The 21,679-nt window shown below is 30.9% G+C and carries 13 protein-coding genes; 3 read left to right on the top strand and 10 right to left on the bottom strand.

Annotation, left to right across the window (positions count from 1 at the left end; all coding sequences use genetic code 11):
* Nucleotides 1-72: 72 nt before the first annotated feature.
* The 7 genes from ERCISPPA3004_RS02725 to ERCISPPA3004_RS02695 form a co-directional block, all read right to left on the bottom strand.
* The gene (locus tag ERCISPPA3004_RS02725) at nt 73-1,491 is read right to left on the bottom strand and encodes an MFS transporter (protein WP_157990561.1); all 1,419 of its coding nucleotides are present in this window, start codon (nt 1,489-1,491) and stop codon (nt 73-75) included.
* A gap of 119 nt (nt 1,492-1,610) precedes the next feature.
* A complete protein-coding gene (gene cyoE, locus ERCISPPA3004_RS02720) occupies nt 1,611-2,498 on the bottom strand; it encodes a heme o synthase (protein ID WP_157990560.1) in 888 nt (295 codons plus the stop codon).
* A 34-nt stretch (nt 2,499-2,532) separates the two neighbouring features.
* Complete coding sequence (gene cyoD, locus ERCISPPA3004_RS02715; protein WP_157990559.1) at nt 2,533-2,862, bottom strand: cytochrome o ubiquinol oxidase subunit IV; 330 nt, start codon at nt 2,860-2,862, stop codon at nt 2,533-2,535.
* Nucleotides 2,862-3,449, bottom strand: a complete 588-nt coding sequence (gene cyoC, locus ERCISPPA3004_RS02710; protein ID WP_157990558.1) for a cytochrome o ubiquinol oxidase subunit III — start codon at nt 3,447-3,449, stop codon at nt 2,862-2,864. Before cyoC ends, cyoD begins: the two co-directional genes overlap by 1 nt.
* On the bottom strand, nt 3,439-5,448 hold the full coding sequence (gene cyoB, locus ERCISPPA3004_RS02705) for a cytochrome o ubiquinol oxidase subunit I (protein ID WP_157990557.1): 2,010 nt from the start codon (nt 5,446-5,448) through the stop codon (nt 3,439-3,441). The genes cyoC and cyoB overlap by 11 nt, the downstream gene beginning before the upstream one ends.
* Before the next feature lie 80 nt (nt 5,449-5,528).
* A complete protein-coding gene (gene cyoA / locus ERCISPPA3004_RS02700; protein ID WP_157990556.1) occupies nt 5,529-6,470 on the bottom strand; it encodes a ubiquinol oxidase subunit II in 942 nt (313 codons plus the stop codon).
* Between the two features lie 2,857 nt (nt 6,471-9,327).
* A complete protein-coding gene (locus ERCISPPA3004_RS02695; RefSeq protein WP_174232770.1) occupies nt 9,328-10,230 on the bottom strand; it encodes a DMT family transporter in 903 nt (300 codons plus the stop codon).
* Between the two features lie 120 nt (nt 10,231-10,350).
* Between ERCISPPA3004_RS02695 and ERCISPPA3004_RS02690 the strand changes: the two genes are divergently transcribed.
* Genes ERCISPPA3004_RS02690 through ERCISPPA3004_RS02680 form a run of 3 tightly spaced genes read left to right on the top strand, consistent with a single transcriptional unit; the run spans nt 10,351 to nt 14,378 of the window.
* On the top strand, nt 10,351-10,812 hold the full coding sequence (locus ERCISPPA3004_RS02690; protein WP_157990697.1) for an Lrp/AsnC family transcriptional regulator: 462 nt from the start codon (nt 10,351-10,353) through the stop codon (nt 10,810-10,812).
* A 49-nt stretch (nt 10,813-10,861) separates the two neighbouring features.
* Nucleotides 10,862-12,631: a SmdA family multidrug ABC transporter permease/ATP-binding protein gene (locus ERCISPPA3004_RS02685; RefSeq protein WP_157990555.1), complete on the top strand. Its 1,770-nt coding sequence runs from the start codon at nt 10,862-10,864 to the stop codon at nt 12,629-12,631.
* The gene (locus tag ERCISPPA3004_RS02680; RefSeq protein WP_157990554.1) at nt 12,624-14,378 is read left to right on the top strand and encodes a SmdB family multidrug efflux ABC transporter permease/ATP-binding protein; all 1,755 of its coding nucleotides are present in this window, start codon (nt 12,624-12,626) and stop codon (nt 14,376-14,378) included. Before ERCISPPA3004_RS02685 ends, ERCISPPA3004_RS02680 begins: the two co-directional genes overlap by 8 nt.
* An 830-nt stretch (nt 14,379-15,208) precedes the next feature.
* Here the strand turns inward: ERCISPPA3004_RS02680 and sstT are convergent.
* From sstT to cspE, 3 genes are all read right to left on the bottom strand, one after another.
* On the bottom strand, nt 15,209-16,495 hold the full coding sequence (gene sstT, locus ERCISPPA3004_RS02675; RefSeq protein ID WP_157990553.1) for a serine/threonine transporter SstT: 1,287 nt from the start codon (nt 16,493-16,495) through the stop codon (nt 15,209-15,211).
* 882 nt (nt 16,496-17,377) lie between these two features.
* A complete protein-coding gene (gene hemF / locus ERCISPPA3004_RS02670) occupies nt 17,378-18,292 on the bottom strand; it encodes an oxygen-dependent coproporphyrinogen oxidase (RefSeq protein ID WP_157990552.1) in 915 nt (304 codons plus the stop codon).
* A 1,335-nt stretch (nt 18,293-19,627) separates the two neighbouring features.
* Complete coding sequence (gene cspE / locus ERCISPPA3004_RS02665) at nt 19,628-19,837, bottom strand: transcription antiterminator/RNA stability regulator CspE (RefSeq protein WP_157990551.1); 210 nt, start codon at nt 19,835-19,837, stop codon at nt 19,628-19,630.
* Between the last annotated feature and the right edge of the window lie 1,842 nt (nt 19,838-21,679).

Below are 21,679 nucleotides of genomic sequence, written 5' to 3'. Positions count from 1 at the left end.
AAAATTGAGGCTTAATTATTATAGGCTTTGAATTTTAGATAGAACAATTTTTATCTAACAGTAAACAATTTTTTATTTGGAGTTGTTAGGTTGGACGGGGTGATGTATAATACTTTTTATTTTTAGTTGTGAAATTGTTTGTTCTATTGCGCTTCGATTGGTGATTTTGAGATCAATTTTTACATAAATGCTTTCTTCTTGAGGTAATACCCAAGCATCAAATATACCATCTTGCTTTTGTAAAAATTGTTGCAATTGCATGGGATCTTGCATGAAATCTTTAATTTTAAGGTGAAAACGTAAAGTGCTAAGATAACGCGGTTCACTTATATTTAGGCTTAATATAAACCAAGATAATGTCATGAGCATGTTAGACAAGAATAGGATATTACTACCCATATTATCTAATACCCATCCGCTTACGAAACCTCCAGTTGCTACACCAATGCACTGACTAGTAGTATATACTCCCATGGCTGTTCCTTTATACCCAGCAGGAGATTGTTTACTAATAAATGAAGGTAAGATTGCCTCCATTAAAGTAAAACTAATAAAGAATATCTGAAGACTAGCGATTAGCGGCCATATTGGGCGCTCTATTATCCAAAAAATGCTCTCAACTCCTAAGACGCATCCTATAGACAAGATGAAAACTTTTTTCATTTGACGCTTTCGTTCGGCATAGATTAGTAACGGCGCTGTAATAGCTAAGGCTATTAACATTGTAAATAAGTATATTTTCCAGTGTTCATCGGCAGATAATCCTGATTTTATAAATTTTTTAGGTATTCCAAGGAAGTTTGACATTAGCAGAGCATGCAAAAAGAAAACACTAACATTTAGCTTCATAAGATGAACGTTGCTAATAACATGACGTATACTACTTGTTACTAGTGAGGATTCGCGATTTAATGTGCATTTTGAAGGTGATGGTACAATAAATCGCATAATTGTTATACTAATTATGGTTAGTATCGCAATTATCCAAAAGAGTTCTTGGAGGCCAAGCGCTTGCGTAATAACAGGTCCAAGCACTATAGCGAGAGAGAAGGTAATGCCAAAACTAATTCCGAGAAAAGTGATGACCTTAGTATAGTTTTCTTCACTTAGAAGATCAGACAAAAGCGCCATAATTGTTCCAGATATTGCACCAGCTCCTTGCAAAGCACGTCCGAAAATAACGCCCCATATAGAGTGTGTTATGGCGGCAATTATGCTACCAATGGTAAAGATAGATAGACCGCTGATAATTAATGGTTTTCGCCCAAATCGATCAGAAAGTAAACCGAAAGGAATTTGAAAAAAAGCTTGAGTGATGCCGTATATACCAATCGCTAACCCCGTTAATGTTTCATTGGCTCCATTTAAGGTGTCTCCATAAGTTGTGAGAATAGGTAGAACCATAAAGAGTCCTAACATTCGTAATGAAAAAACAACCCCAAGACCCCAGCTCGCATTTTTTTCAACTAAAGTCATTTGATTATTAGCCATGCTTTTTAATCTCTATAGTGATCACGTGCTCATATAATTAGTTATGTTAGAAAAGGATACAAAATAGAATAATAACATATTGTTGTTCTTTGTTGCATATAAGATAATACTTCTAAGTTTTAACTTAGAAGTATTGGTGTAAGTTTTAGATTTAATTTTATTACATCAACAGACATCATAATACTTAAAGTTATCATGACTACAATTGAAATAAGAAACAGTTTACGAGCCCACATAAAATTATTTTTTGTCCAATAACCTGATATAGCCGTCATCAACCACCAAGCATTTACTGTAGAAACCACCGCTAGATATTTATATCCAGTGTAACCAAAAATTTTTAACATTAGAGTTGCCACAATAAATAATATAATATATAAAATGATATAATTTTTTGTTGCAAAAATACCTTTAACTGCTGGCATAATAGGAATATTAGCTAACTGATAATCCTGAAGTTGATATATAGCTATGGCGTAAGAATGTGGAATCTGCCACAAACTAAAGATAATAAGTAGTATGAGTGCGCCTGGCTGTAGTTGGCCAGAGATTGCACAATAACCAATTATTGGTGGCGTCGCACCAGAAAGGCTTCCAACTAACGTACTATGAATGGAATTACGTTTCATATATAAACTATACACACCAACATAGATTATCATGCCTATAGCAGCGATTAACATCGAAAGAAAATTGACTGCTACATATAATATAGTAAAACCAATGATTCCTAATATAGTCGCATAAATCAGGCTGCATTTTGCAGAGATTAATCCTTGAGCTAATACTCGATTTTTAGTTCGATTGGTTTTTTTATCAATATCACGATCTATAAAGTTATTATATACACAGCTAGATGCAATTACTAGCCCGACGCCTAAAACAGTAAAAAGAAGTAATACGTAATTAATGTTATCTTGAGAGGAAAGTAAAAAACCTCCAATGACAGAAATTAAATTTCCACAAACAATACCTGGCTTAGTTACCTGTATATATCTAGCAGTCAAGTGATCTATGATCTCATAGTATTTCAATTTCAAACTAAGAGTCCATCATATTGCAATTGAGATTCCACATAATCCATAGCGAGCCAATAATTATAATAAGAACGATCAGTGCTGAAAATAGAAGAGCAATTAAGTTCCATCCTTCTTCTGATTTTCTGTTTAAATGCAAAAAATATATCAAATGCACAAAAACTTGAATAATTGCACAGATTATTACGAGAGATAAGATTGCGTTTTTTGACCCTGTTTTAGTTATAACCATCCAAAATGGAATAACAGTTAAAATAACAGAAAAAATAAAACCTCTTAGATAAGTTTTAAGGTTAGCACAGGTATCACTATTTTTTTTTATCGGATATCTCATTAAACCTCCCCTATAAGATATACAATAGTGAATACACAAATCCATACAATATCTAGGAAGTGCCAAAAAAGGCTTAGACATGTAAGACGTATACGATTGACTTTGGTTAAACCTTTGCTGATTATTTGCGATATCAATAGAAGCATCCAGAGCATACCAAAAATTACATGCAAGCCATGCGCACCAACTAGAGTAAAAAATCCAGATAAGAATCCACTAAGATGAGGGGTGATGCCTCTGTTAAAAAGATCTAAAAATTCAGCACTCTCTATGCTAATAAACCCAACAGAAAATAAAAAAGTTAGTACTAGATAGCCTACTACTGAATTTTTTCGTCCTAAATTCATTTGAATAATAGCTAAACCATGCATTACAGAACTCAATAAAAGAAGGATAGTTTCAAGCAATACGCATTGTAGGTTAAAAAAATCCTTACCTGTAGGTCCATTAGCGACATTATTGACGATGACGCCATATGTAGCAAATAGTGTTGCAAAAATTATGCAGTCACTCATTAAATATAGCCAGAACCCAAATATTTTTTGTGTTTCTATATTTTGGTTTTTAATTAGGGCTTTAGTTAACATTTTTAATCCTATCTTGCTTTTTTTCCTCGAAATGATGATTTTCAGTTGCTAAAATCTCTTCGATAGATACCAAGTAATGCGCGTCATCATCAAAACTTTTTGCCCCCCAAAAAAGGAGAATCGCTAATAAAGATATAACAACAAGCCACCAAATATACCAGATCATAGAAAAACCAAAAATTAGACTAAAAAATGCGATTATAACTCCAGCGCTGCTATTTTTTGGCATATGAATTTCTATATAATCCACTTTTGCCACAAAGGTCTTATTTTGACTCTGTCTGTTCATTTTTTCTTTTATAGCCCAAAAAGCATCACGTGTATCTACTTTGGGTAAAACAGCAAAATTATAAAATGGAGCTGGTGATGAAGTAGACCACTCTAAAGTACGTCCATTCCACGGATCACCAGTGAGATCACGGTTCTTGGCGCGATCACGTATCGTAACATAAAATTGAATAATTTGACAAATCACACCACAGCTGATTAAGGCGGCACCACTTGCAGCAACAACTAACATTGAATGAAACTGTGGATCGATATCCTGACTAAGACGACGTGTCATTCCCATAAAACCTAAGACATAAAGTGGCATAAAAGCAAAAAAGAAGCCGACAATCCAGAACCAAAATGCACGAATCCCCCAAGTTTCGTCTAAAATAAATCCAAATGCTTTCGGAAACCAGTAGGTTATGCCTGCAAAGCACCCGAATACTACGCCACCAATAATTACGTTATGAAAATGAGCTACTAAAAATAAACTATTATGTAGAACAAAATCTGCTCCAGGTATGGCCAATAGAACACCTGCCATACCTCCTAAAGAGAAAGTAATTAAAAAACCCATAGTCCATAGCATTGCTGGATGTAGTGTAATTCGACCTTGATACATTGTGAATAACCAGTTAAATATTTTTACACCAGTAGGAATGGCGATAATCATCGTCATAATTCCAAAAAAAGCGTTAACATTTGCTCCTGCGCCCATCGTGAAAAAATGGTGTAACCAGACAATAAAAGATAAAATTGTAATGACGATTGTCGCCCAAACTAGTGATGTGTAACCGAATAATCTTTTATGCGAAAAAGTAGCCACTACTTCAGAAAATATTCCAAAGACTGGTAAAACTAGGATATATACTTCTGGATGACCCCAAATCCAGATCAGATTAACATACATCATCATATTTCCGCCCATTTCATTACTAAAGAAATGGAAGTGTAAGTAGCGATCTAAAGTGAGCAATGCAAGTGTCACAGTTAGCACCGGGAATGCGGCTACAATCAGAACGCTAGTACACAGAGATGTCCAGGTAAATACCGGCATTTTAAACATAGTCATTCCTGTTGTGCGCATCTTTAGAATTGTGACTATAAAGTTTATTCCTGTGAGTGTTGTAGCAAGACCAGAAATTTGCAAGCTCCATATCCAATAATCAACGCCAACTCCTGGATTATATTCAGGTTCAGATAGTGGTGGATAAGCTAACCAACCTGTTTGCGCGAATTCACCAAGACCTAGTGATAAGTTAATCAAAATAACACCTGCGGCTGTTAACCAAAAGCTCAGGTTATTTAGGAATGGAAATGCTACGTCTCTTGCACCAATCTGTAGTGGTACTATGATATTGATCAAACCTACTACAAATGGCATGGCTACAAAAAAAATCATAATCACACCATGTGCGGTAAAAATTTGATCATAGTGGTGAGCTGATAAAAAACCTTCTTGTCCAGAGGAGGCAATAACCTGCTGAGTGCGCATCATGATTGCATCAGCAAAACCTCGTAATAACATTACAAATCCCATAATAATATACATTATGCCAAGCTTTTTATGATCTACAGAGGTAAACCATTCAGACCATAAATATGTCCATTTTCTAAAATACGTAATAACCCCAGATATAGCAATACCAATACAAATAATAGCAGCAACTGTAACCATGATAATTGGTTCATGGAATGGGATTGCATCTAGGGTTAACTTGCCTAACATCGTGTATTTCCTCATTATTTCGCGCGATATAGAGTAGATATTATTTGTGGTATGTTACTAAGTTAATTTAACTTTAAGCTCTAAATAGGGTTTGTATTATATAATTTCATATTAACAGGATTGACATTTATTTTAGGAGGAATTGTTATATCTCCTTTATTCTTTAAATCGAATTGATGAATGATATTTTTAAACAGTTCTGGTTTTACATGTGAAAAAAACTGAACAGAATTATCATTTTTTAATGAACCTAAATACTTAACATCATCTATGTTCATTAAAGTTTTCGAGGATTGCTTAGCTTTCGATATCCACTGGTTAAATTCACTAAAATTATTAGTAGCAATAGCTTGGAATTTCATCTTGGAGAATCCATTGCCGCTATAATTAGAAGAGATTCCACTAAATTTGCCTACTTCATTAGCAATTAAATGTAACTGTGTTTGCATTCCAGGCATTGCATACATTTGACTGCCAAGAGTTGGGATAAAAAAAGAGTTCATTACAGTATCTGAGGTAATTTTGAAATGTATAGGACAATTTACCGGAAAAACTATTTCATTAACAGTGGCAATGCCTTGTTTAGGATAAATAAATAACCATTTCCAATCGAGCGCAACTACTTCAATAGTGATAGGGTTAATATGTGATTTTAGTGAATTTCTCGGCTCAAGTAGATGAGTAGACTTCCATGTAAGAATACCAAGGAATATAATTATTACAATAGGTACAATCCATACTACAGCTTCTATTGTTTTGGAATTTTCCCAGTCTGGGTTATATATTGCAGTTGTATTAGATTCTCGATATCTATAGGCAAATACTATAGATAAGATAATCGCTGGGATAACAACTATCATCATTACACAAAAAGCTGTGATAATTAACGAGCGTTGTTCTATAGCTATCTGCCCTTTAGGGTTTAGTAGTGTAACATCGCAACCACTAGATAATAAAAAAATTAATACCATTGTGGTTAATGACAGAATTTTTATCTTTTTATTGTATACGCTAAGTTTCATTGAATGACCTTGATAATAATAGCTATATTTTATTTTTAAAAGTTATCTTAAGAAAACGTTACTTCTGGAAGGTTGTTATCTAATTTTTAATGTACCCAGCAGAGAGTCGATATACATGATTGTATATAACGTTACCAGTTGGGCATGATAAATCATATAAATTTTTAAATTTTTTCACAATGTATTAACAATATAATAATAAAAAGTATTTTTGGACTTATTTAGAAATATTTTTCATTAATATGAGTTATATTGATAATATTAATTGTGCTGGTTTTTACTACTCGATGTAATAAAATCTATTGCATTCTATGGACTGCCAGATGATGCACTTAATTATAAGTTTTTATTTTGATAACTATTTTAATGATTTTAATATTGAATTGTTTAGAAAAATTGAATTTTTTAGAAAAAATATAGAACATTTATAATGATTTTGTTATTCAGAATAAAACTCTATAAAGTTGTTCTTTGTAACATATATTTAGATAGATTATGTTAGAACTGTTATGTCATTTTTATTTCAATGTCAATATCCATTGAGTATACTGTTGTTCTTGTTAACATTTTCGTGATTGGTGCATATAAAAAGTTTTTCAAGATTAAGTTTTTAGTTGTTCTGAATATTGGAAAAAATTTTATAACTTTTTTGATTAACTCAGGACGAAGATAAGTGCAATCGATAGATTTAGTCTATATGTACTATAAATAATTTCTGCATATAACATAGTGGAATACAATATGTCTATAACATTATATATTTATATCTACCCCATATGTCGTATGTAATATTACTTCTTATTTCTTGAATAATTTATACAATGATTGCTATCTTTTTATCATAATTATAAAATTGAATAATAATATATAATATAATAACATGTAACAAAAGTGACGAGAGGTTTTTATAAAAAATGAACCATTCTTATAAATAAAATTATACAAAATATATATACTTACATACTTTCTGTGTAAATATAATCTAATATTAGATTATAAAATTCTGCTATATATTACTTCAATTGCATATTAGAAAATTTATTTGCAACTATTTAACGTTTAGATAATTCAATTAAATAAAATATGATGATATATCTTACATATGATAACAATCGTTAGCATGATTATGATTTTTGCATGTTAGGAATTTTTCTATATTATATAATAGTGTTGAAAAGAAAGAAGGTATTATATTCTCATATTTTTATCATTTATGTTATGTATCTATATAAAAATATACCTTGTTATTTATTATTAGATTATTGTAGAAATTTGTAAAATTAATACGCTGAAAAGCGATTCTTTTAATTTTTTAATTATATTTTGTATGTAAAGATTTTTAATGTGAACTAGTATTTTGTGATTTTGTGGAATAGATTTGCAGAGAAAATTATTAATTTACATAAAAACAAAATAAATTTTTAAATATAATAGAAAAATAATAGAAAAGAAAATAGCAAGCATTTAATTTGATAATGATTGTTGGTATAATGCGATAATATTATGCTTATATCTTGCGATAATGTCATTTAAGAATGCATGACTAGTTTTTAGTAGAGCAGTAAGCTCGTAGGTTTTTCTTTAAATTAAATAGATCCTCAGGATTAGAATTAAAAGAAATTTTTTCTATTTGATTATTTTCTTTATTATAGATGCATCCCGTTCTTTTTTAGTTTTATTTAAGATAGGTAAATTGCTAGAATAATAATTAATTAAGAATTTTAGCTATCCCTGTAGTCTACATATATTCGAATTATAATATTTTCTACTAAAAATTACTGAATATTATTTTCTGTTCTAGCGTTATAATAAATATTATTCATTGACTCTATGATGTCTGCAATATTATTGCAGACAATTTATGATACAGTGATTAGTGGTAATGCTAGTAAGAATAAAATTCTATTGCATTTTTAAATGGTTTTTTTAAGCAGTTATCTTATTTTCTAAATTCGTTTATTATTAAATTTTTTTTATTAAATATTTTAAAGAAAAAGAAAATTATTTTAATCATACTATAATTTTTATTATCATGCTAGTTCTGATTAACCAAAAAATACAGTTTAGTTCTTGATAAGAATTGCAATGATATTTTTTACATTTTATTAAAAGCGAAAATAGTGTTATTTTAAAAAATATGTGCGTCAGATCCTTGGTGTAGAGAAGTATAGTTGTTTTTGTACTGATTATGATTGTTTATCTAATTTTATGGAAGAGCTTAGCTGATGTGTTTTTTGTTCTTTAAGCGTTTTATTTTCTTAATTATTTTTAATTGGTATCTTTAAGCATTATATAAAAAATTTTTATAATTTTTTTATTAATTATCTTCATTAAGACCTTTATTATTTGAATTAATATCAACTGACCAATTATAAATCAATATTATTTTTGTTTTGGTTGTTTTCTGTAATATAATAAAAGACAAGTAATAGGTTGCTGTCTACCGTATAATTTTAATTATAATTTAGTGTAATACATGCAATCAACACCTCTCTAAGGCACGCTTTTCTCGATTTAATGAGTAAGATTATTATTTTATTTACTATTAATCTAACTTAAAGAGTAAATAAAATAAATAATTAGATAATAAAGGCAGCATGTTAAATAAACGTTATCGCGAGCTCATCAATAATTTTTACCTAATTGTTCATACTTTACATAAATTTAAAGCAGGTAGAATAATAGAGAGATATAAATAATTTTATATGCTACAACTATAAAATCTTACGCGTTGGTCTGGTAAGATTTAAGCAGACAAATTATGAACTATTTACCTAGTATGATTATTTTGTGTTGGAGGCACTTAGGTATGAGCAATTATGTTAAGTTAAGAGAATATTTTTTAGACCTAATGAGCTCATAAAGCGTTAGGTCTTTGAGGATAACGATGTAATATAAGGATCATTCCAAGTAGAAAAGGAATTAGCAAGATTATGGATTGATAACTAATGCTACTTCCGTTAATTATATTGTCTAGTATTACTGCAATTATTGGAAAAATCATAAAAACTAAAGATGCTTTAAAGGGCTGAGTAATTTGTTGTAAAGCAAAATATGCTAGAACTCCTCCAACACCAGCAACAATACCTAGGTAACTTATTGATAAAAGTGATTGTAAAGTAAATGCATGAAAATTAGGTGATTCACTTAATCCAAGCGTTGTTAGTAGTATACCAGCACCTAAAGAAGGTAAGGCATTATAGCTAAGAATAGAAATTCCAACACAACGTTTTTTACATTGGACATACATAACAGCATGCATAAGTACTGCTATTAAGAGTGCTATTATGCCATATCGTTGATTTTGTATGCTGGAATGGCCTTCATACCATAAAATAATACTTAAGGTTACAATGCTGATAGCTAAGCCAAGTATTTGTCGTACAGTCGCGCGCTCTCTTAGTATAATCAAGGATAATGTTAAAACAGCAGCTGGCATTGTAGCAAAAATAATAGATGCTAGACCAGAAGAAGTATAACGTTCGCCATAAAGCATTAAAGTAAAAGGTATGGCAAAATAGAACAATGTAACGCATAACTGAAAACCAAATTGACCAGATGGAAATAATAATGGGGCTTTTTTATAGTAAGCCAGAATCAATAATAATGGAGCAGCGCAAAGGAATCTTAGTCCGGTAGCAAAAACAGGTGGTACTGTAGAGACGATAATTTTCATGGCTATCCATGTTGTACCCCAGGTAAGACAAACAGTTATAAATAAACCTATTATTAAAAGGTTATGATAAATTTTTCTGTTCATCCTTCCTCCTATGTGTGTAGTAAGTTTAGTATATAGATTAGACTAACGAGATATTAGGAGAAAAGGTTGCTAAAATCACACTTCTAAGATAATTAAAAGGAGAATATTTTGCTACCGATAATGCTGGATAAAAAAGATCGTTTATTGTTAAACTTTTTACAACAGGATTGTACTTTGTCTTTACACGTCTTAGCAGAGCGCATCTGTCTTACAACAACCCCTTGTTGGAAACGTTTGAAAAGATTAGAGGATGAAGGTTATATTCGGGCACGAGTAGCGCTTCTAGATAGCAAGAAGTTAGGTCTTGATGTTACTGTTTTTGTTTTAATTAAAACTAATCAGCATAGTCGAGACTGGTTTTATCAGTTTGTTAGTGTAGTAAAAGCGATGCCAGAAGTTATGGGTTTGTATCGTATGGCTGGGGAGTACGATTATTTCTTGAGAGTGCAAGTGGCTAATATAAAAAGTTATGATTTTTTTTACAAAAAACTACTCAATGGAGTTCCTGCTTTGCTTGATGTAACTTCAAGTTTTGCTATGGAAGAAATAAAATACACTACTGCTTTACCGGTTTCTATTTAAGTGGTGGTTTTAATCTTGCTAATTCAGTTGATAATCAGGATTTTTTCTAGTGCAATTGTTTAGCCAATTAAGTTGGTATTTTTTGCGAGAGTGGCGCCGTTATCTTGGTGCTGTTTTGCTTCTACTTATAATTGCTGTGCTTAAACTTTTTCCACCGCATATTGTCGGTAAAATTGTAGATGGTGTTAAGCAAGGGGGTTTTAGCAATTTCCAGCTCATAAAGTGGATTGTTGTAATGTTACTTACAGCGATTATTGTATATTTTCTCCATTATATGTGGCGTGTGTTATTGTTTGGAGCTTCTTATCATCTCGCGGTAGAACTGCGTGATGGTTTTTATCAGAAGCTCAGTCGACAGAACCCTGCTTTTTATTTACGTCATAGAACTGGTGATTTGATTGCACGGGCCACTAATGATGTAGATTGTGTGGTGTTTGCTGCTGGAGAGGGATTTTTAACTTTGGTGGATTCTGTAGTTATGGGGTTCACAGTTTTGGTAGTTATGATTCATCAAATTAGCTTGAGTCTTACTTTATTAGCTTTGATTCCGATGCCTATCATGGCATGTATAATAAAATGTTACGGACAGCAATTACATAAGCGTTTTAAAAAGGTGCAAGCTGCTTTTTCGTCATTAAATGATCAAACTCAAGAAAGTCTAAGTAGTATCCGAATGATTAAAGCATTCGGTCTAGAAGGTCATCAATCAGAGAAATTTGCTATTATTGCGAAAGATACAGGAGATCAAAATTTACGAGCAGCCCGCATTGATGCGCGCTTTGATCCAACAATTTATCTTTTTGTGGCAATATCAAGTCTTTTGGCGGTTGTTGGGGGTAGCTGGATGGTTTGGCATGGATCTATGACTCTTGGTCAGCTAACTAGTTTCATAATGTACCTTGGTTTGATGATCTGGCCAATGTTAGCATTTGCGTGGATGTTTAATATTGTAGAACGTGGTAGTGCAGCTTGGAGTCGGATTTATGCTTTGCTGGAAGAAGCGCCAGTAGTTCCTGATGGTAAAAAAACATTACCAAAGGAGCGCGGTTTTTTAAAAATTTCTATTCAGAGATTTTGTTATCCTAACTGTAATAAAATTGCATTATTTGATTTAAGTATCACTATTCAGCCAGGACAAATGCTTGGTTTATGCGGGCCAACCGGATCAGGAAAAAGCACTTTTTTGAGTTTAATTCAACGTCATTTCGACATTGATTTCGGTGACATTCAGTTTCATAATACTTCCCTATCTGAGTTACGTTTAGATATTTGGCGTAGTAGGTTGGCAGTAGTCAGTCAGACCCCATTTTTATTTTCTGACAGTGTGGCGCAGAATATTGCATTAGGTAGTCCTGCAGCTACACAGTATGATATTGAGTATGTAGCTCGCCTTGCTCATGTTCATGAAGATATATTACATTTACCTCAGGGGTATGATACAGAAGTTGGTGAGCGTGGAATAATGCTTTCTGGCGGACAAAAGCAACGGATTGCTATTGCTCGAGCATTATTATTAAATGCTGAAATTCTTATATTAGATGATGCTCTCTCTGCTGTAGATGGTCGAACTGAGTATAAAATTATGCATAACTTACGACATTGGGGAGAAAAACGTACAGTAATTATTACAGCTCACCGTTTATCTGTTTTATCTGAGGCGAGTGAAATTTTAGTATTAAAGAATGGCACAGTAATACAGCGTGGAGATCATCAACAGTTAACCTCGAGAAAAGGTTGGTATCGAGAGATGTATCGTTATCAGCAGTTAGAAGAAGAACTGGGTCAAGATAATATAACATGTAGAGTACCTCGTGAGTAATTCTATTCGGCTCTGGCCAACTATTAAACGCCTTTTGTCTTATGGCGCCCCATGGAAAAAATCACTTTGCTGGGCGGTAGTTATGTTATGGGTTGCAGCTGGATCTGAAGTATTAGGATCAGTGTTAATTAGCTGTTTTATTGATCAAATTGATGAACGTCATATGCCTTTTAATTTTTTTTCTGGCGTAATTATTATAAGTTATCTCTTGCTGCAGGTATTTGCGGCATTGCTGTATTATTGGCAGGCATTGTGGTTTAACCAAATTGCAGTGGGCGTTGTACAACATTTGCGTACTAATGTTATGGATGCAGCTTTGCGTCAGCCACTAAGTGCGTTTGATACACAACCTGTTGGTCAAATTATCTCTAGGGTTACTAATGATACTGAGGTAGTACGGGATCTGTATGTAACTGTGGTTTCGACTGCACTGCGTAGTGCCGCTCTAGTTGGATCTATGCTCATAGCAATGTTTACTCTTAATTGGCGCATGGCTTTAATGGCAATCACTATTTTTCCAGCAGTTCTAACAGTTATGTTAATATATCAACGTCATAGTACACCGATTGTTCGACGGTTACGGAGTTGTTTGGCGGACATTAATAATGGTTTTAATGAAGTTATTAATGGCATGAGCATTATCCAGCAATTTCGTCAACAAGATCGTTTTGGTAAGCGCATGGGTAAGGCTAGCCACTTACATTACAGGGCACGCATGGATATTATCCGATTAGAAGGGTTTTTATTAAGACCTCTTCTGAGTCTTTTCTCTGCGTTAATATTATGCGGGTTAATGATGTTATATGGCTGTTCCTCAGATAGTACAATAGAAGTTGGAATTCTATATGCTTTTATTAATTATTTGTCTCGTCTTAATGAGCCACTAATTGAGATTACTACGCAGCAGTCTATTTTGCAGCAGGCTGCTGTAGCAGGTGAGAGAATTTTTGAACTAATGGATTCACCTTGTCAGCCTTATGGTAAAGATATTCAGCCATTAAGTGGTGGAAAAATTGATATTTTTAATCTTACATTTAGTTATCGTTCTGGTTATCCTGTGTTAAAAAAAATTAACATATCAATACCAGAGCGTCATTTTGTGGCATTAGTTGGACAAACTGGAAGCGGCAAAAGTACATTAGCCAATTTGTTAATGGGGTATTATCCTCTAAGTGATGGTGAGATATATCTTGATAGCAGATCGATTTCTTCGTTAAGTCATTCTGCATTAAGAAATAGTATAGCAATGGTTCAGCAGGATCCGGTAGTTCTAGCAGATACTTTGTTTTCTAATGTGAGCTTAGGTAGAGATATTACTGAGCAGGCAGTATGGGATGTATTAAGTGCAGTGCAATTAGATGACCTAGCACGTTCTATGCCTCAAGGTATTTTTACAGAGCTAGGAGAGCAAGGTAACTGTTTATCTATTGGGCAAAAGCAACTATTAGCGATAGCAAGGGTGTTAGTTATTATCCCACAGATACTGATTTTAGATGAAGCGACTGCTAATATTGATTCTGGAACAGAACAAGCGATTCAAAAAGCGTTATGTTTAGTTCGACAGCATACTACATTAGTAGTTATTGCTCATCGACTTTCAACGATTATTGAAGCAGATACTATTCTTGTATTACATCGAGGTCAGATAGTCGAGAAAGGTAACCATCAAACATTATTAGCAATGCGAGGTAGATATTGGCAAATGTATCGTTTGCAGTTAGTCAGTGCAGAGTGTGCAATTACGTGAGAGTTATATATGCGTAATAAGATTCTTTTAAAAAGCAAATTGTTCCAAAAACATTAGCCAAGTATATAAATTACGTGATCAAGAATTTCTTTCTTTGTGCATATTGATTTAGTGAGATTGACAAAGTATGCGATAATAAAAGTATAACTTTTTCTTTTTTATAATAGATAAAAATTATTGTACAATCTTTTGTTGTGATATACAAATCAGAACGTGATAATGTAATTATGTGTAATGTAAAGCATAATAATATTTATGGTAGTTTTTCTAGCATATAAGATCTATCTAATCATAGAGCTTATAACGCAAGGATATAAAATTTTAATTTATATAATGATATTATATCATATATTAGGTGTTGCTTGATTGATTTGATTGTACTAAATAAAATGTATAAAAATATACACCTCTATTTATAACATAGTCAGATTTATTTATGTAATATATATTTTATAAGGTCCAAAAAATATTTGTAACTATAGTTTTGATTAAAATAAAGTATACAGAATACAACGTATACTATACGCGTAAAAACTCTGAATGCGTATTAGTATTTCATTTCAAAAAATAAACTATTTTATCAAAATTTTATTTTATTAATCATAGAATGTATATAGTGTTATCAGTTCTTATTAATATTATCTAACTAATATACTATTAAGTAATTTTTATTATTATTATGAATTATTTGTGCTATATAGTAATCAAGAAAAGATTATATAAAATAATAAATATATTATTATAGTGGTTATTTAAGCATATTTTAGTATAGATATATTATTTTAGCACAATCCAATTTTTCTGATGATGTTGCGTGTATATATAAATTATCAATAATTTTTTCTCTTATGAATATCTTGCTTATCTAAAAAAGGTGATACTGTAGTAGAAAATTGGATTCGTCTCTCGCGTTGATTTTCTTCGGCTATACAAACAGCAGCGGTAAATAAAATACCTGCTGATGAATTCAATGCGGTTTCTGCGGAATCTTGTAATATACTAATAATAAAACCAATCCCGATTACTTGCATCGCCACCTCATGGGGAATGCCAAACATATGACAAACTAGTGGTATAAGAAGAAGTGAGCCTCCTGCTATAGCAGATGCTCCACATGCACAGATAGAAGCTACAATACTGAGCAACATCGCACTAGAAATATGTAAGTTCATGTGCAAAGTATGTAGGGCCGCTAATGTCATCACTGTAATTGTGATAGATGCTCCTGCCATACTAATATTCGCTCCAATTGGAATAGATGCTTTGTAGGTATTTTGGCTTAAGCCTAGTTTTTTTGCAAGAGCCATATTTACTGGAATATTGGCAACTGAGCTGCGAGTAAAGAAGGCAGTGATTCCGCTTTCGCGAAGACAGGTAAAAACTAATGGATAAGGATTACGACGAATATGCCACCATACCAGTATAGGGTTGAGAAGTAATGCAATTACAAGCATGCATCCGATCAATAAACTAATCAGATTGGCATATTGCCATACTATATGAAATCCAGTAGAGGCTAGGCTGGATGATATTAGACCAAATATACCAATCGGTGCAAATTTCATAATGATACAAACTAATTTTGTAATTGCTTGTGAGATATCATTCAAAAAAGCGCGCGTATGATCACTGCTATTTCGAAATGCAAATCCTAATCCTATTCCCCAGATAAGAATACTAATATAATTAGCAGTCATTAATGCTTCAATGAGATTTGTGATCATACTAATCACAAATCCATGTAAAATCTCGAAAATACTAGCAGGAGGTGTTGTGACATTAATAGTAGAAGTTTTTAATATTAGGTTTTGTGGAGCTAAATAGCTAGCGATTAAAGCTATTATTGAAGCAGTAAATGTACTCAGTAGGTACAATATTATAATTTGACGAATGTTACTATTCTTTTTTTTATGATAATTAGAGATAGAGGTAAGAATCAGCATTAAAACTAATATAGGAGCAATTGCTTTTAATGCATTTATGAATAATTCTCCTAGTATTCCAGCTGCTATTGCATAATTTTTTGATAACCAAGCAAAAGTAATGCCACATGCTAATCCAATCATAATTTGCGTGATTAAGCTTAATTTTAAACGCCTATTATACTCTTTTTTCATTATTCTAGATCACTTTTAAGGTGCTTTTACTCTCATGTTGATATGCCAATACTATGTATTGATAAAGGCATATGACAAAAAGTATGCAGCAGTAGTTCGGTAGATTACCTAAAAATTATCTACTAAGTACAGATAAAATTAGGGTATGATATTATATCACTCAATGTGTTTTTTAAAATAGATACGAACTCTTTTCTCCAGTTGATAAATTTAACATAATCTTACGAGAATTTTATTGCAGAGGTATATTTTTATAGTTTATAGATGAGGTAATACTCTGTATGTAATAGCACTTTGCATGATTTTGATGTATTACAATTTAGTATAGTATACAGCGAAATACTGTGTTAAACATTAATCAAAACAATAAAACTTCTATTTTACTAATAAAAATTAGACTTGTAATAAGTATATGTTAAAAATATTAGAAAAAATTAAAATAGCAAAGTCCAGTTATTTTAGAGAAGAGGATTAGATTTCCTATATAATTAGTGTTTGTATTATGATATAATAATAGAATCATTAAAATGATAAATATTAATACTGTCTAGACATTGAAATATTTGGAACTTTATAAGATATTGAAGTATATATGTTATTGAATATTTAATTTAATTGTATTATGGTACCTATAAAATTTGATATATACTTTTATTATCCTTACATTGTTGGTTATCATATACAATATAATCATCACGTGATCAGCTGGGGTTGTATAGAATATTTTAATTACACTATTAAATATTAGATAATACATTTTTGGAGTTTTAAATGATTTCCCAAATATCATAAAACTATTTTAGAAATTACGAAATTTTATAATAATTATATATTATATAATTATATATCACATAATACAGATATCTTCAATGTCATTTTTATTTACTTCAGCCAGTCTTTAACTATTAAAAAATCACGATAAAGAATTTCTTCTGGACTTCCTTTTTGAGGTTTATAGTCATACTCCCAACGAGCAAACGGTGGCATAGATATAAAAATTGACTCTATACGGCCTCCAGAATGCAGACCAAATAATGTGCCGCGATCATATACAAGATTAAATTCAATATAGCGACCACGGCGATAAAGCTGAAAATTACGCTCTCGATTACCCCACTTCAATTTTTTTCGTTTTTCAAGAATTGGTATATAGGCATCACAAAAACTATGACCTACAGCTTGCGCGAATTGAAAGCTGTGATTAAAGCCATTTACATGTAGATCATCAAAGAATAATCCTCCAACACCACGCTGCTCGTTTCTATGTTGAAGATAAAAATAGTCATCGCACCATTTTTTATAGCGCACATATAAATCATCACCAAAAGGTTGACAAAGATTATAGGCAGTTTTATGCCAAAAAACAACATCTTCAGAAAAACCATAACATGGTGTTAAGTCAAATCCACCACCAAACCACCAAATAGGGCGAGTATTTTTTGATCTTTTTGCCATAAAGAAACGTATATTAGCATGGCTACTTGGTACATAAGGATTATTAGGGTGAATGACCACTGAAATACCTACTGCTTCGAATTGACAACCAGTAAGATCAGGACGGTTTGCTGTGGCAAAGACAGGCATTGAATTTCCATAAACGTGTGAAAAATTAACGCCTATTTGTTCAAATATTGTTCCATTTTTAAGAATGCAACTACACCCTGTGCCTTTTCCTGGTGATTGCCAGGTATCTTTAAAAAAGATACCAGTGCAGTCTGCTTTTTCTAGTTTTTGGCAAATATCTTCTTGAAGAGTAAGCAAGAATTTTTTAACCAGAGTGATATCCGGTATTCCCATAATGGTGTCCTACTAATACATAGTACATACGATATGATCTTGATATGTCAATATAATACAGTACTTACAATATTAGTACTGGAATACATATTTTTAATGAGTTTTTAAGACTACCAGTCTTGCATTCATTTACTTTGAGTCTATGTCATGACATGATATAATAATATTTTTATCCGCTTTATATTTTAAAGCGTCCTGCTTTTCAAAAAATATGATATTTTGATTTTTTAGAAGGTATTTTCTTTATGATATATATAATGTAATTATTTTTTAAGTATAGCTAAGATGAGCAAAATTCTTCTAGTATCTTGTTTCATAATTACAATAGAAAGTCTGAAAAATTTATTAGAAGGCTTAATGCTTTGTATCTATTATTTTTCTATAAAAGACTTGAATCATAATTTAACGTTAAAAATAAAATTTTTAACAATAGAATATATAATGAAAATATTTTTGTGAGTTTTTTTTCAAATCCTTTGCAATGTATATGATCTTTTAAAGAGTATGATGTTATTATTTTTTGAAGTAGTAATAAACTAATCTGCGCATAATATGTTTTATATGCTAAATTCTGTCAATTGTACAAAGTCTAACCATCGAATTTTTTAGATGCATTTAGACTAGTACATTTGATTTAGAGATATTAGAATTACACAAATATCTCTAGTGAGGTTAGTTTTCTCTCTCTAACATATTCTAACATATAAAGTAAAAATTTTTAAAATTAGAAGGTTTTTTCATCACACGCAGATGAATATTATATCAGCATTATAAAAGCTCTATAGAAGCCACCATAGTAATCAATATAGTAAGAGATCGATGTAAGATTAAAATAAGTATCTATGATATTTGCTGGTATTTTTTTACTTATTTAGACGATCTAGAGACATTTAAAAATAATTCTCTAAAAATTAAAAAAGATAGTTTCTAAATATTTTATTTATCGCTCATGTCTGTAAGATACAATAATTGATTATAAAGTGAATATTGTGACTGGATTTTGAATAGTGGGGTGTACCACACATACAGGAAAACGGTAAAATATAACCAACAATTACCTATGAATCGGAAATATGTAATTTGTTAAAAAATCACATATCTTGCATAGGTTTATTAGTAAAAAATAATTATCATTGAAACCATGCTTAGTTAAAAATGCTTAATTCAAAGAGAGTTAATGAAAACAGATAAGTTATTTAATATATAATAACATTAATTATTCAAAATATTATAAAAGCCCCGTCATTTCTGACGGAGCTAGATGTGGTATTAAGGTTATATCAAGATTTCAGTTTAGATTACTCTAACAAAATCAATAACAAACTCTAGTCAATATCAGATCGCGCTAACGTTCACGGCAGCGGGGCCTTTCTGTCCATCTTGAATTTCAAATTCTACGCTTTGACCTTCAGCAAGAGTCTTAAATCCGTTACCCTGAATAGCAGAAAAATGCACAAAAACATCTTTACTTCCATCAGCAGGAGTAATAAAACCAAAACCTTTAGACTCGTTAAACCACTTTACCTGACCTTTAATCTTTGCCATTTTACAAATTCCTTAGAGAGATGATTCGCCCGTGGGCTTTACGTTCAGAAAAACTAGAAACATTACTGCATGAGGCATTAATTAAGGCTCGGCAAGGAAGCGGTATGCAACGTGAACGTCTTTACTCGGATCTTCTTTACTGAAAGATGCTACTCACACACAGAGCTGTATCTCGTTTTGCTAGGATATTTATCACATATCCGTTGATTAATCGCAAGTCATTTTTCATTCAGTTAGGATTATATCCTAAATAATGCATCTGATATGTTTAGGTACTAATAAGTATTCTTGTTCTTAAATAGCAAGCGATATATTCTGTCATGTTCTGATATTGGAGTTTTGAGCGAGATTAAAATATACCAGAAACATTGTAAATTAAGCGCACTACTTTAGTTTTTTTATATATGTAATATTTCTCACTAAAAAAGATTATATTAATATATTACAACAAAGACCATAATAATATATCATAACAAGTTATATTATTTTTCATAAATTATAATATTTTTTTGTATATTTTACTCATAACATGAAATGCTCTGTATTTTTAAAATTTTCTTGATATGCATACTTGATGTGCAGTTATCTTTACTTTAAAGACATGAGAAATAAATAAAATATTTAGGAGCTATCTTTTTTAATTTTTAGAAAATTATTTTTAAATGTCTCTAGATCGTCTAAATAAAATAAAGACATACCAGTAAATACCATAGATATTTACTTTTAGTTTCGTATCAATCTCCAGCATAATAATAACTATTATAGCTTTATAAAGTGCTTTTCCTATAAATTTCAAGAGATATTTATGCTCAACTAAAATTAAATACTACATTCTTATTTTAATTGGGGAAATCTTTTTTGATAGAAAAATTTGATTAGATTAGGTCATATATACTCATGGTTACAGTATGTTTGAGTAAATACTATACTGCTATTTCATAATCCAACTGATTTTTTTATCATTTTAAGAATTATTTTAATTATAACTAATATATTATATTTTAATTGGTTCTCAGAACTTATCATATTAGCGTTAATCTTTAATTATTACTAAGTAAAATTCTAACTTTAATTATAATTTAGTGATCATTTCTATTGTTGCCGTGTCGTCATATATTGCTTGTATTTTACTGAATGTTTGGATTTGAGTAAATGCGTTTTATTAGAGAAGATATTATCTAATTTTCATTAGTCTTTTGCATATGATCTATAAATTTTAAAAGATTTGAATAAACTAGATTTTTTTGCATAAGATGATAAATGCGCAATTAATGCTACTAATATGAGATAACTTTATTTCATAAATTTAACTCTTTTAAAATAATTCAAAATTTTATTAAATACTGTTTTTCGGAATTATTAATACTGTTGCATTAAAAATGCAGCTTGATTAAAGATATAGCAAATGATGATTCAACATGAATTTTATAAAACAGATAGTGATCAAATAGTAATAATGGTAAATCTATTTTTAATTAAGCTCTAGTGTTAGTATTATGATAATAAACACTAAGTTTCTAACATAACTTCATGAGGATCTGTAATACCACGTATAAATAGGTTTTTAATTTAATTTAGCAGTGTACTTATATTCAGTCATAAAATATTGATAAGTCTCAGATCTTTATGATGTATAAAATGCATATTTTATACGATTTTGATTGTGTGATTTTTTGAAAATATTAATTAAAGATATTTTATTTATATAAGATAAGTACAGTAGTTTGATGAGTTTTTTGTGAGATTAGTGATTGAATATTTCAGAATATAGGTAATAATTTAATTATAGTAAAATATATGTTTTTACTTATTCATAAAGAATTGGTGCTAAATGATTATGAA

The sequence above is a fragment of the Candidatus Erwinia haradaeae genome (assembly GCF_900698995.1).
Classification (GTDB): Bacteria; Pseudomonadota; Gammaproteobacteria; order Enterobacterales; family Enterobacteriaceae; genus Erwinia_E; species Erwinia_E haradaeae_C.
This window is presented reverse-complemented; position numbering and strand designations above follow the sequence as displayed.

Excerpts from the sequence above, each read along its gene's own strand:
- cyoB (WP_157990557.1), bottom strand. The coding sequence starts at position 5,448 with ATGTTAGGCAAGTTAACCCTAGATGCAATCCCATTCCATGAACCAATT.
- ERCISPPA3004_RS02695 (WP_174232770.1), bottom strand. The coding sequence starts at position 10,230 with ATGAACAGAAAAATTTATCATAACCTTTTAATAATAGGTTTATTTATA.
- cspE (WP_157990551.1), bottom strand. The coding sequence starts at position 19,837 with ATGGCAAAGATTAAAGGTCAGGTAAAGTGGTTTAACGAGTCTAAAGGT.
- cyoA (WP_157990556.1), bottom strand. The coding sequence starts at position 6,470 with ATGAAACTTAGCGTATACAATAAAAAGATAAAAATTCTGTCATTAACC.
- hemF (WP_157990552.1), bottom strand. The coding sequence starts at position 18,292 with ATGGGAATACCGGATATCACTCTGGTTAAAAAATTCTTGCTTACTCTT.
- cyoC (WP_157990558.1), bottom strand. The coding sequence starts at position 3,449 with ATGTTAACTAAAGCCCTAATTAAAAACCAAAATATAGAAACACAAAAA.
- sstT (WP_157990553.1), bottom strand. The coding sequence starts at position 16,495 with ATGAAAAAAGAGTATAATAGGCGTTTAAAATTAAGCTTAATCACGCAA.
- ERCISPPA3004_RS02690 (WP_157990697.1), top strand. The coding sequence starts at position 10,351 with ATGCTGGATAAAAAAGATCGTTTATTGTTAAACTTTTTACAACAGGAT.
- ERCISPPA3004_RS02725 (WP_157990561.1), bottom strand. The coding sequence starts at position 1,491 with ATGGCTAATAATCAAATGACTTTAGTTGAAAAAAATGCGAGCTGGGGT.
- cyoD (WP_157990559.1), bottom strand. The coding sequence starts at position 2,862 with ATGAGATATCCGATAAAAAAAAATAGTGATACCTGTGCTAACCTTAAA.